Below are 15,647 nucleotides of genomic sequence, written 5' to 3'. Positions count from 1 at the left end.
CGGGACCGAAGCCGAGGAGGAACGCATGTCGTACCAGTACAAGGTCGTGGAGCTCTGGGAGAAGTGGCTCGGCGGCAAGATGTCCGGTGACAAGCTCGAAAGCATCCTCAACGAGCACGCCGCCGAGGGCTGGCGGCTCAAGGAGATCACCGGCGCCGACGTCAAGGGCCGCTTCGGTCCCGACGGCGTCGAAGGCCTGCTGATCACCTTCGAGCGCGAGGTCTGAACCGGCTTCGCCAGCGGCGGGCCCCGGTTCCGCCGGGGCCCGCGCGGCTGTTGATCTCGCCTCCGCTATGCTGTTCCCGCACGCCACGGCGAGCACAACTCAACAGGCGCGTTTAGCTCAGCGGGAGAGCGCTACCTTGACACGGTAGAGGTCACTGGTTCGATCCCAGTATCGCGCACACAGGTCAGAGCCCCTGTCGGTGATCTTCACCGGCGGGGGTTCTTGCGTGTCCGGGAGGGATCGGGAGGCGTTGATCTTGGCTGATTGACGTGAAATGCGGCCGTGCCGGTGGTTCCCTGTGGGAACCGCCCCTTGTCGAGGCGTGGGGTTGCTCGATCGCGACACCGCCGAGCACGCGCCCCCGTTGATCCCGGACGCACCGGGGTCGCCGTGCGACAGCGATTCGGCGAGAGGCGAGATGCCCTTCTTCGTCGAGATGCCGCGTCGACGCGACCTTGCCGGATCTCGGGTATCGGAGTCAGGGCCGCGGCGCGCAACGCGCGTCGACTGAGCGCGGTAGGCCGTTCACGGGTTCGCGCTCGTCGCGGGGTTGAGCGCGGCGGCGTGGTGGAGGCGGTCGGCGGTGATTTCGCAGAGTCGGCGGGTCGTCGTGTCGTCGAGGTCGTGGGTGATCGCGCCCTCGAGCGCGAAGGTCGCTGCCGCGACTTCGCCGGCGCGGTGCTCGGCGGCGAACGGGCTCGTGAGCCGGCGTTCGAAGATCTCCTCGAAGGTGCGGTGGAAGCTGTCGTGCCAAGAGCGGACGGCATCCGAGACGGCAACGCGGCTGTGCACCGTGGAGACCAGGTGGCGGACGGGGCGCAGGCGCTCGACGAGCCACAGGAACTGCTCGGCGAGCGGTCGGTCGGCCAGCGACGCGTGCTCGTGGAGCAAGGCGCGGAGGTAGCGCTCGGCGACGGCCACCAGGAGTTCGTCCTTGTCCCGGAAATACCAGTAGAGCGTGTTCGGGGTGACCTCGGCCTGCTTGGCGAGGCGACTCATCGACGTGGCCTCGTAGCCGTCGAGGACGAAGAGCTCCGCCGCGGCGGCCACCAGCTCGTCGCGTCTCTGCTCCTTGGGCACTGGGCGGCGGTTGCGGGGCACGACTCCATCTTGACAGACGGTCAAGAACACGTCACCTTTCTTGAATACCAATCAAGAAAGGTTCGCGCGATGACTGACACCGCTCCGCCCGCACGCCGTGAGCTGCGTTTTCCGTCCGGCACCGGTACGTGCCACGCATGGCTCTACCTGCCGGACACCGACGCGCCCGCCGACCCGCCGCCGGTGCTGGTCATGGCACACGGCCTCGGCGCGGTGAAGGCGCTGCGACTCGCGGCGTTCGCGGAGTACTTCCAGGCCGCGGGGTACGCATGCCTGGTCTTCGACTACCGCCACTTCGGCGACAGCGACGGGCAGCCACGAGAACTGCTCAGCGTTCGCCGGCAGCGCGAGGACTGGCTCGCCGCGGTCGCATGTGCCCGCGCGCTCCCCGAGGTCAACGGCGACCGCGTCGTGCTGTGGGGCACCTCGTTCGGCGGCGGGCATGCCATCACCACCGCTGCCGCCGATCCGGGCGTGGTCGCCGCGATCGCGCAGTGCCCCTTCACCGACGGTCTGGTCTCCGCTCGGCAGATCTCGCCGCGAGCGCTCGCACGATTGGTCGCAGCCGCGGCCAAGGATCAGCTCGGGCGGCTCTTCGGCCGAGCGCCGACGCGTGTCAAGGTCGCCGCCCGCACTGGTCAGGTCGGGCTGATGGACGCTGCGGACGTCGTTGATGGCGTGACAGGACTGCTCGAGGCGTCGGGCTTCACCGAGGCGGAGTACCGCAACGACGTGCCGGCACGCGTGGCGATGGAAATCCCGTTCTACGCCCCGGGTCGACGAATCCCCGAGGTTCGCTGCCCGATCCTCTTCTGCGTCTGCGACGACGACACCGTCGCCCCGGCCGCGGCGACCCTGCGCCACGCCGCCAGGGCGCGCCGTGGCCAGGTCGTCCGCTATCCCGCGGGGCACTTCGACATCTACGTCGGCCCGCAATTCGAGAAGGTCATCGCCGACCAGCTCGCCTTCCTGCGCACCCACGTCCCGGCCACGCCGCCCGAACCTCGGAACCCGGAACCGGTGGCTCTCGATCGCTGAGCTGCCGGGGCTTTCAGCATCGAGACCACGCCGCTCCGGCGGGCTGCGATTCGTGGCTGAGGGCGGCGAGCCGCCCGGATCCGGTGCGTGTCCGTCGGTTCGCGCGGAGCAGGAGAACGGCCACCGCCGCTGATCTTTCGCCGTGGTCGAGGTGCGGCGCGTTCGGGGCCTTCGGTGCGGCTCGCCGGTGCGATCGTTCGACCGCCGGTTGACCGGGTGCTGCGCCGCGGGAACGGTTCGGTCGTTTCCGGGCAGCCGTCCTGGCGCGCCGTGGCTCCGCCCGGTGTGCCAGGACCGCACTGGCGCCAACCCCGCGACGGCCTGCGGAAGGAGGCGCACCTACCGCCTGAGGAAGGTCTCCACGGCCGCGAGGAAGGCTTCGGGTGCTTCCTCGGAGATGTAGTGGCCGCCGTCGAGGACCACGCCGGTGACGTCGGTGGCGCCGACCCGCATCTCGGCAGCGACGTCCAGGCCTCCCGCGCTGCCGGAGATCGCGAGGATGGGGATCTCGACCGGTGTCTTCTTGCGATGTGCGCTTTGTTCGACGATCTCGTCGATGGCCCGGTAGAACTCGAAGCTGGCGCGCAGCGCGCCGGGGATCCTCAGCGCGCGGACGTAGACGTCGACGACTGCGGCGGGGACGGCGGTGGGTGTGGCCGCTTTGGTGGCGAACTGGTGGCCGAAGTAGAGGTGTTCGCGTCCTTCGACCAGCCGCTCGTTGATGTCCGTGGTGCGGTTGAAGTTGTAGTGCCACGCGAAGTCGCTGGACCAGCGGTCTTCGGGGATCAGCGGCGGGGAGGGGGAGATGCCGGGGATGAGCATCTCGGCGATCGCCAGCCGGGTGACCGGGCCGGGGTTGTCGGCGACCATGGCGTACGCCGTCCACCCGCCGACGTCGTGGGCGATCATGGCGAACCGGTCGTAGCCCAGCACCTGCATGAGCCGGTGGGTCTCGCGGGCGAGAGTGCCCGAGTCGTAGCCCTCGGCGGGCTTGTCCGACAGCCCGGCACCGCGCGGGTCCACGGCGATGACGGTGTGATCCTCCGCCAGCGCGGGCATGATCAGCCGCCACTGGTACCAGAACTGCGGCCAGCCTCCGAGCAGCAGCACCGGCGGCCCGTCCCCGCCTGTGACGACGTGCAGGTGCACGCCGTCGACGTTGACCAGCCGGCTGGCGAACACCTCCTCGAAGCCATCGGGCAAGCCGGGAGTTCCGGACACCGAGCCGAATCCCCCGACGGGCTGGCCAATCTGCAGAGCGGTGGACATGTTCTCTCCTCGCGTTTCCTGTTCGTGCTTCCGGTAGGTGGTTCGGTGCGGCCGGATCAGGTGGCCGAGTCGCCGGAGCGCGGTCCGGGTGTGAAGGCGTGCCGCCGGGCGAAGAGCGCGACCAGGAGGCTCGCCGCGATCAGCACGAGCAGCGCCCACGGGAACGATCCGGGGTCGTCCGTCTCCAGCAGGACCGCGCCGAGGGCGCTTCCGCCGAAGATCGCCAGGTTCCAGGCGGTGGTGACCATTGCGGCGGCGATGTCGGTCTCGTCGCCCGCCGCGTCAGCCACGGCGGTGTTGAGCTGGGTCGAAGCACCGCCGAAGGTCAGGCCCCACACGAGGACGGCGAGGTAGAACACGACGGGCACGCCGCCCGCGACGCCGAGACCGAGCGCGACCAGGCCGAACCCGGCCAGTGAGACGAGCACGAGCCGGCGCAACGCTCGATCGACGAGCGTTCCGGTGAACCAGATCCCGGCCAGCGCGCAGAGACCGAAGATCAGCAGCACGACGTCGACCCGCCCGCCGACACCGGTGAAGGCCAGGAACGGGGCGATGTAGGTGTAGAGGATGTTGTGCGCCAGCATCCACCCGAGCACCACGGCGAGGACCGGTGCGACGCCGGGGATGAGCAGCACTCGCAGCAGTGATGTGCGATTTTCGGACGGCTGCCCGGGAGCGTTCGGCACACCGATGAGCACCCAGACCACGAGCGCGACCGCGAGCACCGACATCGCGGCGAACGTCCACCGCCAGCCGATCAGCGCACCGGCGAAGGTCCCCAGCGGCGTGCCGATCGACAGGGCCACCGGCGTGCCGACCATCGCCACCGCGAGGCCGGTCCCGGCTCGCTCCGCCGCGACGATGCGGCGGGTGTACCCGGGGATCATCCCCCACAGCAGTCCGGAGAACGCGCCGGCGACGAACCGTGCGACGAGCGTCAGCGAGTACGCGCCGGACAGCGCGGTGACCGCGTTCGCGACGACGAACCCGGCGATGCCCAGCACCAGGAGGGGCTTGCGGCTCAAGCTCCGCGTCGCTGCTATCGCCGGGATCGCGGCGAGGACCGTGCCGAGCGCGTACGCGCTGACCAACTGACCGGCCGCCCCCTCGCTCACGGCCAGTCCTGAGGAGACCTCGGGGAGCAAACCCGCGGGCAGCGTCTCGGTCATGATGATGACGAATCCGGTCAGGGCCATGGCCAAAAGGGCTGGCCACGGCAACTTGTTCCTGTTCTCGTCCCTCGGGTGGTTCGGCTCCCGATCCGCCTTGGCGGCTGCCGGAACCAATTCTGGATTAATCACTCCACAAGTAGAGGCGAGCCGCGAACGGCTGTCAAGCTTCTTGTGGATCGTCTAGTCTGGAAGTGGTGGGAGGAGAGGGCTGATGGCGCGTACGGGACGGCCGCGGGAGTTCGACCTCGACAGCGCCCTGGACGGGGCGATGTTGCTGTTCTGGGAGCACGGCTACGAAGCGACGTCGCTGGCCCAGCTGCGCGCGGCGATGGGCATCTCCTCGGCGAGCTTCTACGCGGCTTTCTCCTCCAAGCAGGGGCTTTTCGACGCCGTCGTGCGGCGCTACAACAGTTCCTTCGGCCAGGTCACCGACGATGTCGCGGACGAGGAACTTCCGCCTAGAACGGCGGTTGAGCGCATCCTGCGCCAGTCCGTTGCCATGCAGACCGATCCGAGCCACCCCAGCGGGTGCCTGGTGGTGCTGTCCGCCACGGCGGGGGCGGCGGATCACGACCAGGCCCGCGCGCTACTGGCCGACCGCAGAGCACTGGTCCGCCGCGACCTCACCGCGTGCATCCGACGAGCCGTCGCCGCCGGAGACCTTCCCGCCCAGTGCGACCCTTCCGAGCTGGCCTCGGCTTTCGCCGGCTTCATGTGGGGCATCTCCACCGAAGCCCGCGACGGCGTTCCTCGGCGCACCATCGACGCGGCGGTGGGCCACGTCATGCGGGTGTGGGACAGCCTGAGCACTTCCGGCTCGACCGCTGCGCCCGACGCGCCGGATGGCGGCGACCGGTAGCGCCGCGACCGTCGAGCCCGCACGTCGCCCATGCCGTCCGCCCCGACGCCGCCGCCCGCGTGCTGGTGATCCGCGGCGCCGGTGGCCCGCGCGGGCCGTCGCGGTGCAGGACGGCGTCGAGGTTTTCGCGAACATCGCGTTCGAGTTGTGGGCGGCGTCGGCGCGACCGCCCGCAACGGCGCCTCCTTGTCGAGGAAGTGCTGGTGCAGCGCGCCGATCGGCAGGAGGCCTCCGTTCGGCGGTCCGGTTCGGTGATCGCGGCGCGGCCCTCGCGGGAGAACATCTGCGCGGCGGCTTCACCCGCACCTCGACCGCTTCGCGCGACCGCGCCTGCCGCAGTCCCTTCCTGATCCGTCGATCCCCGAGAGCGTCGGCCGTGGCGCGACCGCGGTGCGACGGCGCGCCACCCGCCTGCCGTTCTCGGGCGTGCCACCGGCGAGCCTGAGCGCCGCCCACGGGCCTGTCGCGCCGCGGCGCGAGTGATGCCCGTCATGCACGGGCTGTTCCGGGTTGAGCATGCCGCGACGGCACGGCCTCTAATCGCGGCGACGAGCAGCGGAGGGAGGCGGGATGCCGCTCCCGCCCGCACCCCGCCCCTGCGAGATGAGAAGGCCGTGCCGCCGATGACCGAGAACTACGACCCCGAGAACCCCTTCGCGAAGATCATCCGCGGTGCGGAGCCCGCGCACGTCGTCCACGAAGACGAGGAGGTCCTCGCCTTCCTCGACGTCTTCCCCCAGTCGCCGGGGCATGTGCTGGTCATCCCGAAGAGCGGTCGGCCGCGGACCCTGCTGGACGCGACCCCCGGGCAACTCACCGCGGTCGTGCACGTGGTGCAGCGCCTCGCTCGTGCCCTCACCGACGAGCTCCGCCCCGCGGGCGTGCAGGTCGTCCAGTTCAACGAGGCGGCGGCCGGGCAGACCGTCTTCCACCTGCACTTCCACGTGATCCCCCGGTACGGCGCCGACGAGCTCCTCCCGCACGCCGGCGTCCGCGCGGACGCCGAGCAGCTCGGGGCGCTCCAGCAGCGGCTCCGCAGCCGCCTGGCGGAGCAGCGCCCTCCCGCCTGATGTCCACCTGTCCCACGAGCTCGGCGCGCCGAGCCACTCGCACCCATCGAGCACGGCGACCGGTTCGCGGTCGCCACGGAATGAACGGAACCGCCATGACCACGACATCGCCCGCCACCCGGAGTCGCCCGGCCGCCGCCACCGCCGCCCTGTGGGTGCTGCAGGTGCTGCTGGCCATCGCGTTCGCGCTGATCGCGCTGCCGAAGATGCTGGGAGATCCGATCGCCGTCGGTCCGTTCGACCTGATCGGGCTCGGCATCCCGGGCATGGTGGTCGTCGGCTGGCTCGAGTTCGCCGGGGCGATCGCGCTGCTCGTGCCGCGCCTGTGCGGGCTCGCCTCGGTATGCCAGGTTCCCCTCATGATCGGTGCGACGGTCCTGATGGCCGTCGAGGACCCGGGGTTGGCCGCCATCCCGGCGGTCACGCTCGTCCTGGTGTGCGTCGTCGCCTGGTTCCGAAGGCACGACACCGCCGCGCTGGTCGCGCTGCTGCGCCGCTGACGGGCATCACCTCGGAGGAGGGCCGGGGACACGATGTCGTCGGGTCGGCCGAGCCGGTCAGGTCGGGAGCGGTGAGCTCGGCCGAGTCGCCGGAGGTGCCGGTCGTCCGGTGCGAAGACCCGGGCGGCCGGTGGCTCCGCTGACGAGAAACGGGCGCAAGGAGCGGGTCGGCGGCGGTCAGGGCTCTCTCGCCGTGACCTGCTGAAGTCGTGTCCATGCAGGCCGTGTCGATGCCGACAATCAAGAAAGCACTTGCCAAATGGAAAGTTAGAGGATAGTTTTGCTCGGGCCGGTACAAGAGCCCGTGGCGAGCACCGAGCTCGCCGCTGCCGATCACGTGGAGTTTCGAGATGCGGACGCAGTCGGTGCACGACGAGATCGCTGAACGCCGCCCGTCGGCGGCGAGCGGGAGGCCGAAACCGAACTGGTTGCTGCGGGTGTTCGCGGTGGTGGTCCTGGGGGTCGGTGCCGGTACGGATCTCCGCCCGGATCTGAGCACGCAGCTGACCTACGTCCTGATCGCGAGCGTGGTGATCCTCGTAGTGCTGCCGCGCTGGAAGGGCTTCGCCGCCGCGCGGGGAGGCGGGCGCTCGATCACCACGCGGTCGGTCGGGGTGGGAATGCTCAACTTGGTGCTGGGGCGGCTCGTGACGTTCGGGTTGCTGATCGGATACCTGGTGGCGAGGGTGCTGCTGGGCGCCTGGGAAGTACCGATGCCAGCGACCATCGCGAGCGCGTTGATCGTCGTGACGATGCCGCTCTGGCGCCGGGTCGCGATTCGTGGCTGAGGGCCGCGAACCGGATCAGGCGCGGTGAAGGGCGGGTCCGGTCCGGCGGCGCGGCGGCTCGGCCCAGCGCCGCGGACGTGCCGGGGCCACCGCCGCTACCGCTAATCTTTCGCCATGATCAAGGTGCGGCGCGTCCGGGCGTGGTGGCACCGGCAGCCCGTGGTGGCCCGGGACTTCCCGCTCGCGCTGCTGCTGATCGTCGCGTCGTTGCTGCCGATGTTCCGCGGGCAGGAGACGCAGGTCGGGAACCTGCCGGGACGTCCCTTCGACGCGGTGGCCGCCGTGGCGCTCGCGCTCGAGTGCTGGCCGCTGGCCTGGCGCAGGCGGTGGCCGGGCGCGTCGCTCGCCCTGGTGGTGCTGGGATTCCTCATCGCCGAAGTGGGCAGTTACCACATGGTCGCGGGGACCGCGCTGACGTTCTCGCTGATCAGCGCCGGTGTGCACCTGGACCACCACCGCCGCACCGCGTGCGTCGTGCTGACCGCGACGTACCTGGGGCTGGTGGCCGTGCTCGTCCGGCTGGGGGCGCCGGAACCGCCCAGCGGGTACGTGCTGTTCTACGTGCTCGCGGTCATCGCGTGGAGCATCGGGGCGTGGGTGCGGTCCACGCGCGCGCTGGAGGCCGAACGCCGCCACCGCGTGGCGGTGGAGACCCGCGCCGCCGAACGCGCCCGCATCGCCCGGGAACTGCACGACGTGGTGACCCACCACGTGACGGCGATGGTCGTGCAGGCCGAGGCGGCGCGGTACCTGACGGCCGCGCCGGAGCGCCTCGACCAGACCCTCACCACCGTCACCGACACCGGCAGGAGCGCCATCACCGATCTGCGGCACCTGCTCGACGTGCTCCACCCCGACCACGACGCCGGGTCGCCGCACGTCGGCAAGATCCGGGCGCTGGTGGAGCAGACCCGCCGGGCCGGACAGCCCGTCGAGTTCACCGAGGAAGGCGAAGCGGCGACGGGCAGCGCGGACGTCGTGGCCTACCGGGTCGTGCAGGAATCGCTGACGAACGCCCTCAAACACGCCCGCGGCAGCCGCACCTCCGTGCGGGTCCGCCACGGCGCGGGGGAGATCGCCGTGCAGGTCAGCACCGACGGATCCGGTGCGCTGCCGGGGAATCCCGGCGGCAGTGGGCGCGGACTGGCCGGTCTCCGCGACCGCGTCGACGTCCTCGGCGGCGACTTCAGCGCGGGTGCGAGCGCGGGCGGCGGCTTCGTCGTGCAGGCCCGCATCCCCGGCGGAGCCGCGTCGTGAGCGCGCCGATCCGGGTCCTGGTGTGCGACGACCAGGTGCTGGTCCGCACCGGATTGGTGACGATCATGGACGCGCAGCCGGACATCGAGGTCGCGGGCGAGTGCGGGGACGGGAAGGCCGCGGTCGAGCTCGCCGGTCGGCTGCGGCCGGACGTCGTGGTGATGGACGTGCGGATGCCGGTGCTGGACGGCATCGCGGCCACCCGCCTGCTGGCCGGTGCCGGGGTCGCGCGGCCGGTCAAGGTGCTCGTGGTGACCACGTTCAACCTGGACGAGTACGTCTACGAGGCGTTGCGCGCGGGGGCCAGCGGATTCCTGCTCAAGGACGCCCCGGTGGACCAGCTGCTGCACGGCATCCGGACCGTGTCCACCGGCACGGCGCTGCTGGCCCCCGAGGTGACGCGCCGGCTCGTGGGTGAGTACGCGGCCCGGATCCGGCCGGTCGACGGCGAGCCGCAGGACCTCCCGCTCACCCCTCGAGAGCTGGAGGTCCTGCGCCTGATCGCGGACGGGCTGTCCAACGGCGAGATCGCCGCGCGCCTCGTGATCAGCCAGGAGACCGTCAAGACCTTCGTCTCGCGGATCCTCACCAAGCTCGACCTCCGCGACCGGGTCCAAGCGGTCGTCTACGCCTACCGGCACGGCTTGGCGACCTGATCTCCCCGGGCGGTCAGCCGAACAGCTCGTCCTCGGCCGCCTGCGCGACGACGCGGTCGATCGCTCGGACCACGACCGCGGGTTCGTCGCGGTAGATGTAGTGCTCGCTGTTCACGGCGGTGCTCGCCTCGCTGCGGGTGGACAGCGCGCGCCACTGCTGCTGGCCCGCGGCCCAGGCGCTCTCCAGTCCGGGGCCGTACTCGGGGACGGCCGCGAGGTACTGCTTCCCGTGCTGGATCACCTCGATCGGGATGTCCCCGGCGGAGGCCACCTCCCCGTCGGGCATCACCAGCCGCTCCGGGTTCTCGCCGCGGAAGATCGCCAGGCTCTGGTCGCGCAGCTCCGCGGCCGGGCCGGTGGCGTCCGCGGGGATCTCCCGCTCCAGGTCGGCGGTCTGCGTCGGGGAGGTGGCGTCCAGCAGGACCACGCCCGCGACCTCGTCCGGATGCTCCGGGGCGTACCGGGCGGAGATCAGCCCGCCCAGCGAATGCCCGGCCAGCACCACCGGCTCGCCCACGCCGACCCGGTCGATCACCCCGGTCAGCACCTTCCCGCTGTCCTCGAAGGTCTGCGGCCCGTCGGGGCGGTCGCTGGCGCCCGCGCCGAGCCGGTCGTAGGAGCAGGTCCGGCCCTTCTCACCCAGGGTCCGCTGCAGGTCGGCCATCGCGTCCAGCCCGTCACCGCCGCCGTGCAGGAGGACGACGACCGGCCTGCCGGGCACCGCGACACCGGAGCAGGACACGTTCACCGACCGGCCGTCCACGTCGAACTTCTTCGCCCCGGTGAACAGGTCCTCGTCGTCGAGCAACGCCTCGGCGCCGGGGATCGACCCGGCTCGCGCGCCGTCGCCGCACCCGGCCAGCCCGGCACCGGCCACGGCGCAGCACAGTGCGATCAGAGCGGACGCCTTGCCAGTGCGGATCATGCTGTCCTCCACGGGAGAAAGATCGGAAAAGCCGGATCACCGTGCAGCGCGGCGAAATCCGGCGTTCCTTCACGACTTCGCGAGCTGCGCTGCGGCTGCGCTGAACGCTAAGCGCGCAGGGCGCCGAGATCATCACCACGAGGTGGACACCTGCCCGTAGCTCCCACGGGGGACGCTCCCCGGCCGATCGGCCGGGCCGCCAGCCGACCGACCGGTGCCGCTGAACCTCCGCTGCCTGCGCGGAGTCGTAGCGTGGCGAGGGGAAACGTGCCGCTGCACGCGCAGGAGCCCCCGCCGGTGATCGGTCACCGACGGGGGCTCGGTCGTGCGGCGGAAAGGCCGGTCGCGGGCGGTTTCGCTCGACCGGCGCCGGTCAGGGCAGCAGCGCCGCGTATCCGGCGGGCAGTTGCGCGCGGAGGTCGTCGATCTCGCCCGCGCTCACGAAGCCGGCGAGCGTGGCGAACACGGCTCGGGCGTGCTCCCGCGCTCGTTCCGGGGTGGTTCCGGGACCTTCGCGGTCTGCCACCCGCCGGAGGAAGTCGTCGACGTCGTCGATCACCTCCGCTTCGCCGTTGTGCTGCAGCAGCGGCTGCTTGAGTTCGGTGGGCAGCTGAGCGGCCAGGTCGTGCGGTTCGTTGCCCGCCAAGCGTTGCCCGAGGGTGGCGAGCACGACCTTGACCGCGGCATCCGCCTGGTCGTCGTCCTGCGGGCCGCCGTGCTGGCGCAGGTGTGCGAGGAATTCCTTGTACTGCATGGGTTTCCTTTCCTGGCGGTGAGTCGTGGTTCGGTGCCGGCGCGTCCGATGAGGGAGGTCCGTCCGCTGAGCCGATGAGGTCGAGAACCCGCGGCGAATCCCGTTTCGGAGGCCCACGGCCGCGCGCCGGGTCGAGCCGGTACAGCTCGCTGCGTGAGCCGCAATCGCCCGTGGTGGCCGGGCGCAGCGGTGTGGCGCGGGATTCGCGCTCAGATCAGGTGTTCCGGCAGCCGGCCGTGGCGTTCAACCGGCGGTCCGACATCGATGTGCCCGGACGGGCTCGTGTTCAAACATCGACTCGTCGTGCGCCGAATCGGTCCGATCTCGCCGAACCACGTGTAGGAGCGGGGTGATCGGGAAACTCGCATGGCAAGTCGGCGTTGTTCCCGGGGCGGGGCCGACCGAGGTGGGGTGTGGTTCAGCCGGAAGCCGTGCCCTGCCGGGCAGCGCGCAGGGGTGCATCCGTTCGGCACAGCAGCGGATGCACCCCTCCCCGCGTGCGCGGGGGAGCTCCCCCCCGGCCGGGACGTGAGCGGCTAGCCGCTCGTCCCGTTGGAGCGCGCGGTGACGGTTTCGGAGACGATGCGCTCGGCGGCGTCCCGCAGCTTCGTGTTGGTGTTCTGCGATTGCTTGACGAGCCAGGAGAAAGCCTGGTCGGCGTCGTAGCCGTGCAAGACCATGAGGATTCCTTTCGCCTGGTCGATGACGGGTCTCGAGTCCAGGGCGGTGCGCAACTGCTCGGTCAGCCTGCGGGTCGCCAGATAGCGTTGCCACGTCCGCAGGTGCCCCTCCACCGCGGTGGTGTAGAGCTCCAGGACCGTTTCGTCGAGTTCGCGGTACCCGTGGTCGCGCGACGAGTAGAGGTTCAGCGCGCCGCGGTACTCGGAATCGATGAACAGGGGCGCGGACAGGTAGCTGCCCACTCCGAGGCGGCGCGCGGCCGCCGCGAATTCGGGCCACCGCTGCCGGGCTCCCTCCGCGTCGACCCGCACGATCTCACCCGACTCCGCGGCGTGCAGGCACGGCCCGGCGCCCGCTCGGTACTGCTCCAGATCGACTTCGAAGGTCGTCTCGTCGGTGCAGGCGCCGGTCTTGGGGCCGTCCTCGGTCTCCAGCGTGACCCCGGCCATGTCCACGTCCGGAATCGCCCGCAGCACCTGATCGCAGACCCGGTGGAGGAGCGTGTCGAGGCTGTCCTCGCGATCCATGGCATCGGCCAGCGATTCCAGGGAGCCGGTGATCTCGTCGAGCTGGGCCTGCCAGGCGGTGGTGCCCTCAGCTTCGTTCTGCTGCATGCGGTCCTCTCCTCCTCCGGACCAGCACCGTAGCGGCCGGTTTCAGCGCGCTGAGGCGCACGCCGCGTCCAGGGTGGGATGGCAGCTCAGCTCCGCGCCCACGCCCGTCCGGTCGAGCGCGTGGGGCACTGCGTGGCCGCGGACCACCAGCCGCAGTCGCGACCCGGTGCTGAGCGCGCGCAACCGCGCGTGCCGCAGGACCTCCAGGCCCGCCAGCCCGAGGAATCCGACTTCGCTCAGGTCCACCACGAGCAGTCGAGCGGTCGCCGACAGCCGCGGCAGCAGGACTTCCTCGAAGCTCCGCACGGTCCCGGCGTCGATGTCCCCGTCGACCGCGAGCACGATCGTGTCCGGGTCCGGTCGTGAAACGCGCTGCCGCAGACCCGGCCTTCGCGGTGGACGGGCCGTCGCTGGTTCGGGCGTGCTGGTGAAGTCGGTCGATGCTCTCCCGGCGCGGACGGGCGTGGGCCCGAACGATGCAGGCGAACCGGTCACGGGATCCTCCTCGGCGCTCGTCGAGGCGCAGCCGCATCACGGCCTGGGAGGACACGTCCGCAGCGGGAACGCGACCCGAAGAGGGCAGCCAGGCCTGTGATCAGCGGCGACTACTCGCGTGCATGATCAGGCTGACTGCTCAACCGGTGGCCCACCCTACCGGCACCGGCGGAGCGACGACATCGTCGTCCCGGGGCAGTCGGGGCCGAGGCGTCGCCCGCGCGCTCCGGACCGCTGCCGTGGGCGACGCGCGGTGGTCGTGGCGATTTCCGAAGCGCGGTCGGCGGATTCCGGTGGTGCCGCTGATCGTCCCGCTCTTCGGGCTTCGTTGACCGGTGGTGATGGCCTGCCTAGCGTCGGGGTGGATCACCGGCACGAGGGACCGATTTCAGGAGTGCTCATGGCGCAAGTGCGCAGGGATTCGGAGAACCGCGAGGTTCGGCGGTCGGGGGAGACGACCATTCGCTACACGGTCAGCGGGCCGGTGGGGGGTTCGGCCGTGGTCCTCGTGCACGGTTGGGCGGGGAATCGGACGGAGTTCGACGAGTTGACGGGGTTCCTGCCCGAGGAGAACCGCGTGATCGCGGTCGATCTCGCCGAGCACGGCGAGTCGCGTTCCGGGCGGGAGGTCTGGACGGTCGAGGAGTTCGCCCGCGACGTGGTGGCGGTGCTCGACGCGGAGTCGGTGCACGAGTGCGTCGTCGTCGGGCACTCGTTGGGCGGCGCCGTCGTCGTGGAGGTCGCTCGGCTGCGTCCGGAGGTGGTCACCCGCATCGTCGCCCTCGACGCGCTGCACTACCTGTTCGTGTTCGGCGCGCTGGACGAGGAGCAGGCCGGAGGGCTGCTGCGGCCCCTCCGCGAGGACTTCGCCGGGTTCGTGCGCAGCATGGTCGAGGCGAGTTCGCCGGTGGACACCGATCCCGGCCTGAAGGAGTCGTACTTCGCCAAGATGTCGTCGGTGCGGCAACCGGCCGGGACCAAGGCGTTCGAAGGCCTGATCGCGTGGGACATGGAAGCGGCGCTGAGCGAGGTGCGGCATCCGATCACGGTGTTCGGAGTCGGGGAGAAGATCGCACCGGAGGCCGTCGAGCGGCTCGGGGATCGGATGCACCTCGTGCCCGTCGGTCTGGGCGCGCACTACTTCCACGTGGAGCTGCCCGAGGAGACGGGCCGGCTCGTCGCCGACGTCGTGCAGGGGCAGGGCTGAGCGGATTCCGCTCCGCTGCCGCTCGCGAGCCCCTGGGCGGAGCCTCGCTGAACCCGGTCGCACCGCAGGCCCACTCGGAGTTCCCGCCGGGTGGGCCTGCTCGTCCGGTCGCCGCTGCGCGCGGGCGGCCGGTCAGGACTCGGGTTGCTCGGTCTTCTCGCGGCGGGGCAGGCCCAGGCGTCCCTTGGTGAACGCGAGCATGAGCAGGCAGAGCACGGTCATCGCGATCACCGCGTCGGCCTCGCCCGTCGAACCGAGCGCGGCGGCCTTGAGCCCGGAGGCGGTGTTGACGGCGGCGTGGGCGAGCACCATCGCGAGCAGTCCGCCCCGCGCGACGTTGTGGACGGTGCCGAAGGCGACGCAGAGTCCGACCACGAGCAGCACGTAGATCGGGATGGACATGCCCGCCTGCGAGGTGCCCTGGATCTCCCACAGCGGGGCGTGCCACACGGCCCAGATGATGCCGAGCACCACGTTCGAGGCGAACGGCGGCAGCGCGGACTGCAACCGCGGGAGGGCGAAGCCGCGCCAGCCGAGCTCTTCGTTGCCGCCGCCGGCGAGTGCGATGAACAGGAAGGTCATGGGCAGGCTCGCCAGGGCGGGTGCCAGTGCGACCTCGTCGATGCGGGCTCCGCGCAGCAGCACCGGGATCAGGCCGGAGGCGAGGACGAACGCGCCGGGCAGCAGTGCGATCAGGTAGGGCAGGAACCAGCCTCGACCGCGCGGGGAGAACCGCCGGAACAGGGCGCCCACGCCTGCTCTGCCGTGCAGGGCGGCGGTGACCACGACCGCGGCGACCGCCGGGCCGAAGCTGCCGACGATGACGAACGCCATCGGGTCCACGCCGGGGACCGCGGTGCTCGCCCACCACAGGATCCAGGAGAAGCCGAAGGCGATCAGGAAGTAGGCGGCGAGGCCGCGGGCCGGGAGGGTCGTGGCGCGGGCCGGGTCGACGGTGCCGGCGGGGCGCTGGGGCGCGTGCTCATCGGTGATCATGACGATCAACATACACTGTAGGAGAGAACTCCAACA

17 protein-coding genes and 1 tRNA gene are annotated in these 15,647 nt (G+C 71.1%); 10 read left to right on the top strand and 8 right to left on the bottom strand.

Annotation, left to right across the window (positions count from 1 at the left end; translation table 11 throughout):
• Positions 1 to 25 precede the first annotated feature (25 nt).
• Together BJ969_RS25070 and BJ969_RS25065 are read left to right on the top strand one after the other, a co-directional pair.
• Positions 26 to 226, top strand: coding sequence for a DUF4177 domain-containing protein (locus BJ969_RS25070; RefSeq protein ID WP_184482919.1), 201 nt, complete (start codon positions 26 to 28; stop codon positions 224 to 226).
• 106 nt (positions 227 to 332) lie between these two features.
• A tRNA-Val gene (locus BJ969_RS25065) sits at positions 333 to 404 on the top strand.
• 347 nt (positions 405 to 751) lie between these two features.
• Here BJ969_RS25065 and BJ969_RS25060 read toward each other — a convergent pair.
• Entirely contained in the window at positions 752 to 1,327 is a 576-nt protein-coding gene (locus BJ969_RS25060; protein WP_184482916.1) for a TetR family transcriptional regulator, read from the bottom strand.
• A 69-nt stretch (positions 1,328 to 1,396) separates the two neighbouring features.
• Here BJ969_RS25060 and BJ969_RS25055 point away from each other — a divergent pair, with 69 nt between their 5' ends.
• Positions 1,397 to 2,365, top strand: a complete 969-nt coding sequence (locus BJ969_RS25055; protein WP_184482914.1) for an alpha/beta hydrolase — start codon at positions 1,397 to 1,399, stop codon at positions 2,363 to 2,365.
• Between the two features lie 339 nt (positions 2,366 to 2,704).
• On the opposite strand, the gene BJ969_RS25050 is transcribed toward BJ969_RS25055, so the two are convergent.
• Together BJ969_RS25050 and BJ969_RS25045 are read right to left on the bottom strand one after the other, a co-directional pair.
• Positions 2,705 to 3,634 carry an alpha/beta fold hydrolase gene (locus BJ969_RS25050; protein ID WP_184482911.1) on the bottom strand — a complete coding sequence of 310 codons (930 nt, stop codon included), beginning with the start codon at positions 3,632 to 3,634 and terminating at the stop codon, positions 2,705 to 2,707.
• 56 nt (positions 3,635 to 3,690) lie between these two features.
• Positions 3,691 to 4,833: an MFS transporter gene (locus BJ969_RS25045; protein WP_184482908.1), complete on the bottom strand. Its 1,143-nt coding sequence runs from the start codon at positions 4,831 to 4,833 to the stop codon at positions 3,691 to 3,693.
• Between the two features lie 187 nt (positions 4,834 to 5,020).
• Here BJ969_RS25045 and BJ969_RS25040 point away from each other — a divergent pair, with 187 nt between their 5' ends.
• The 6 genes from BJ969_RS25040 to BJ969_RS25015 all read left to right on the top strand — a co-directional run bounded on the left by BJ969_RS25040 (position 5,021) and on the right by BJ969_RS25015 (position 9,939).
• On the top strand, positions 5,021 to 5,668 hold the full coding sequence (locus BJ969_RS25040; RefSeq protein ID WP_184482905.1) for a TetR/AcrR family transcriptional regulator: 648 nt from the start codon (positions 5,021 to 5,023) through the stop codon (positions 5,666 to 5,668).
• Between the two features lie 623 nt (positions 5,669 to 6,291).
• On the top strand, positions 6,292 to 6,738 hold the full coding sequence (locus BJ969_RS25035; protein WP_184482902.1) for an HIT family protein: 447 nt from the start codon (positions 6,292 to 6,294) through the stop codon (positions 6,736 to 6,738).
• A 95-nt stretch (positions 6,739 to 6,833) separates the two neighbouring features.
• The gene (locus tag BJ969_RS25030; RefSeq protein WP_184482899.1) at positions 6,834 to 7,238 is read left to right on the top strand and encodes a DoxX family protein; all 405 of its coding nucleotides are present in this window, start codon (positions 6,834 to 6,836) and stop codon (positions 7,236 to 7,238) included.
• Between the two features lie 350 nt (positions 7,239 to 7,588).
• Complete coding sequence (locus tag BJ969_RS25025) at positions 7,589 to 8,026, top strand: hypothetical protein (RefSeq protein ID WP_184482896.1); 438 nt, start codon at positions 7,589 to 7,591, stop codon at positions 8,024 to 8,026.
• Between the two features lie 114 nt (positions 8,027 to 8,140).
• Positions 8,141 to 9,283, top strand: a complete 1,143-nt coding sequence (locus BJ969_RS25020; RefSeq protein WP_184482893.1) for a sensor histidine kinase — start codon at positions 8,141 to 8,143, stop codon at positions 9,281 to 9,283.
• Positions 9,280 to 9,939 (top strand): response regulator, encoded by a 660-nt coding sequence (locus BJ969_RS25015; protein WP_184482890.1) that lies wholly within the window; start codon positions 9,280 to 9,282, stop codon positions 9,937 to 9,939. The genes BJ969_RS25020 and BJ969_RS25015 overlap by 4 nt, the downstream gene beginning before the upstream one ends.
• 13 nt (positions 9,940 to 9,952) lie before the next feature.
• Here BJ969_RS25015 and BJ969_RS25010 read toward each other — a convergent pair whose 3' ends face one another.
• The 4 genes from BJ969_RS25010 to BJ969_RS24995 form a co-directional block, all read right to left on the bottom strand.
• Entirely contained in the window at positions 9,953 to 10,864 is a 912-nt protein-coding gene (locus BJ969_RS25010) for an alpha/beta fold hydrolase (protein ID WP_184482887.1), read from the bottom strand.
• 373 nt (positions 10,865 to 11,237) lie between these two features.
• The gene (locus tag BJ969_RS25005; protein WP_184482884.1) at positions 11,238 to 11,618 is read right to left on the bottom strand and encodes a DUF2267 domain-containing protein; all 381 of its coding nucleotides are present in this window, start codon (positions 11,616 to 11,618) and stop codon (positions 11,238 to 11,240) included.
• A gap of 536 nt (positions 11,619 to 12,154) precedes the next feature.
• A complete protein-coding gene (locus tag BJ969_RS25000) occupies positions 12,155 to 12,913 on the bottom strand; it encodes an ANTAR domain-containing protein (RefSeq protein ID WP_184482881.1) in 759 nt (252 codons plus the stop codon).
• A gap of 42 nt (positions 12,914 to 12,955) precedes the next feature.
• Positions 12,956 to 13,255 carry an STAS domain-containing protein gene (locus BJ969_RS24995; protein ID WP_184482878.1) on the bottom strand — a complete coding sequence of 100 codons (300 nt, stop codon included), beginning with the start codon at positions 13,253 to 13,255 and terminating at the stop codon, positions 12,956 to 12,958.
• 553 nt (positions 13,256 to 13,808) lie between these two features.
• Between BJ969_RS24995 and BJ969_RS24990 the strand changes: the two genes are divergently transcribed.
• Complete coding sequence (locus tag BJ969_RS24990) at positions 13,809 to 14,615, top strand: alpha/beta fold hydrolase (RefSeq protein WP_184482876.1); 807 nt, start codon at positions 13,809 to 13,811, stop codon at positions 14,613 to 14,615.
• A gap of 132 nt (positions 14,616 to 14,747) precedes the next feature.
• On the opposite strand, the gene BJ969_RS24985 is transcribed toward BJ969_RS24990, so the two are convergent.
• A complete protein-coding gene (locus tag BJ969_RS24985) occupies positions 14,748 to 15,611 on the bottom strand; it encodes a CPBP family intramembrane glutamic endopeptidase (RefSeq protein ID WP_221315935.1) in 864 nt (287 codons plus the stop codon).
• Between the last annotated feature and the right edge of the window lie 36 nt (positions 15,612 to 15,647).

The organism is Saccharopolyspora gloriosae (assembly GCF_014203325.1).
GTDB classification, from domain to species: Bacteria; Actinomycetota; Actinomycetes; order Mycobacteriales; family Pseudonocardiaceae; genus Saccharopolyspora_C; species Saccharopolyspora_C gloriosae.
This window is presented reverse-complemented; position numbering and strand designations above follow the sequence as displayed.

Coding starts and splice junctions, on each gene's coding strand:
- BJ969_RS25070 (WP_184482919.1), top strand. CDS start 26: ATGTCGTACCAGTACAAGGTCGTGGAGCTCTGGGAGAAGTGGCTCGGC.
- BJ969_RS25055 (WP_184482914.1), top strand. CDS start 1,397: ATGACTGACACCGCTCCGCCCGCACGCCGTGAGCTGCGTTTTCCGTCC.
- BJ969_RS25050 (WP_184482911.1), bottom strand. CDS start 3,634: ATGTCCACCGCTCTGCAGATTGGCCAGCCCGTCGGGGGATTCGGCTCG.
- BJ969_RS25045 (WP_184482908.1), bottom strand. CDS start 4,833: ATGGCCCTGACCGGATTCGTCATCATCATGACCGAGACGCTGCCCGCG.
- BJ969_RS25040 (WP_184482905.1), top strand. CDS start 5,021: ATGGCGCGTACGGGACGGCCGCGGGAGTTCGACCTCGACAGCGCCCTG.
- BJ969_RS25035 (WP_184482902.1), top strand. CDS start 6,292: ATGACCGAGAACTACGACCCCGAGAACCCCTTCGCGAAGATCATCCGC.
- BJ969_RS25030 (WP_184482899.1), top strand. CDS start 6,834: ATGACCACGACATCGCCCGCCACCCGGAGTCGCCCGGCCGCCGCCACC.
- BJ969_RS25025 (WP_184482896.1), top strand. CDS start 7,589: ATGCGGACGCAGTCGGTGCACGACGAGATCGCTGAACGCCGCCCGTCG.
- BJ969_RS25020 (WP_184482893.1), top strand. CDS start 8,141: ATGATCAAGGTGCGGCGCGTCCGGGCGTGGTGGCACCGGCAGCCCGTG.
- BJ969_RS25010 (WP_184482887.1), bottom strand. CDS start 10,864: ATGATCCGCACTGGCAAGGCGTCCGCTCTGATCGCACTGTGCTGCGCC.
- BJ969_RS25005 (WP_184482884.1), bottom strand. CDS start 11,618: ATGCAGTACAAGGAATTCCTCGCACACCTGCGCCAGCACGGCGGCCCG.
- BJ969_RS25000 (WP_184482881.1), bottom strand. CDS start 12,913: ATGCAGCAGAACGAAGCTGAGGGCACCACCGCCTGGCAGGCCCAGCTC.
- BJ969_RS24990 (WP_184482876.1), top strand. CDS start 13,809: ATGGCGCAAGTGCGCAGGGATTCGGAGAACCGCGAGGTTCGGCGGTCG.
- BJ969_RS24985 (WP_221315935.1), bottom strand. CDS start 15,611: ATGATCACCGATGAGCACGCGCCCCAGCGCCCCGCCGGCACCGTCGAC.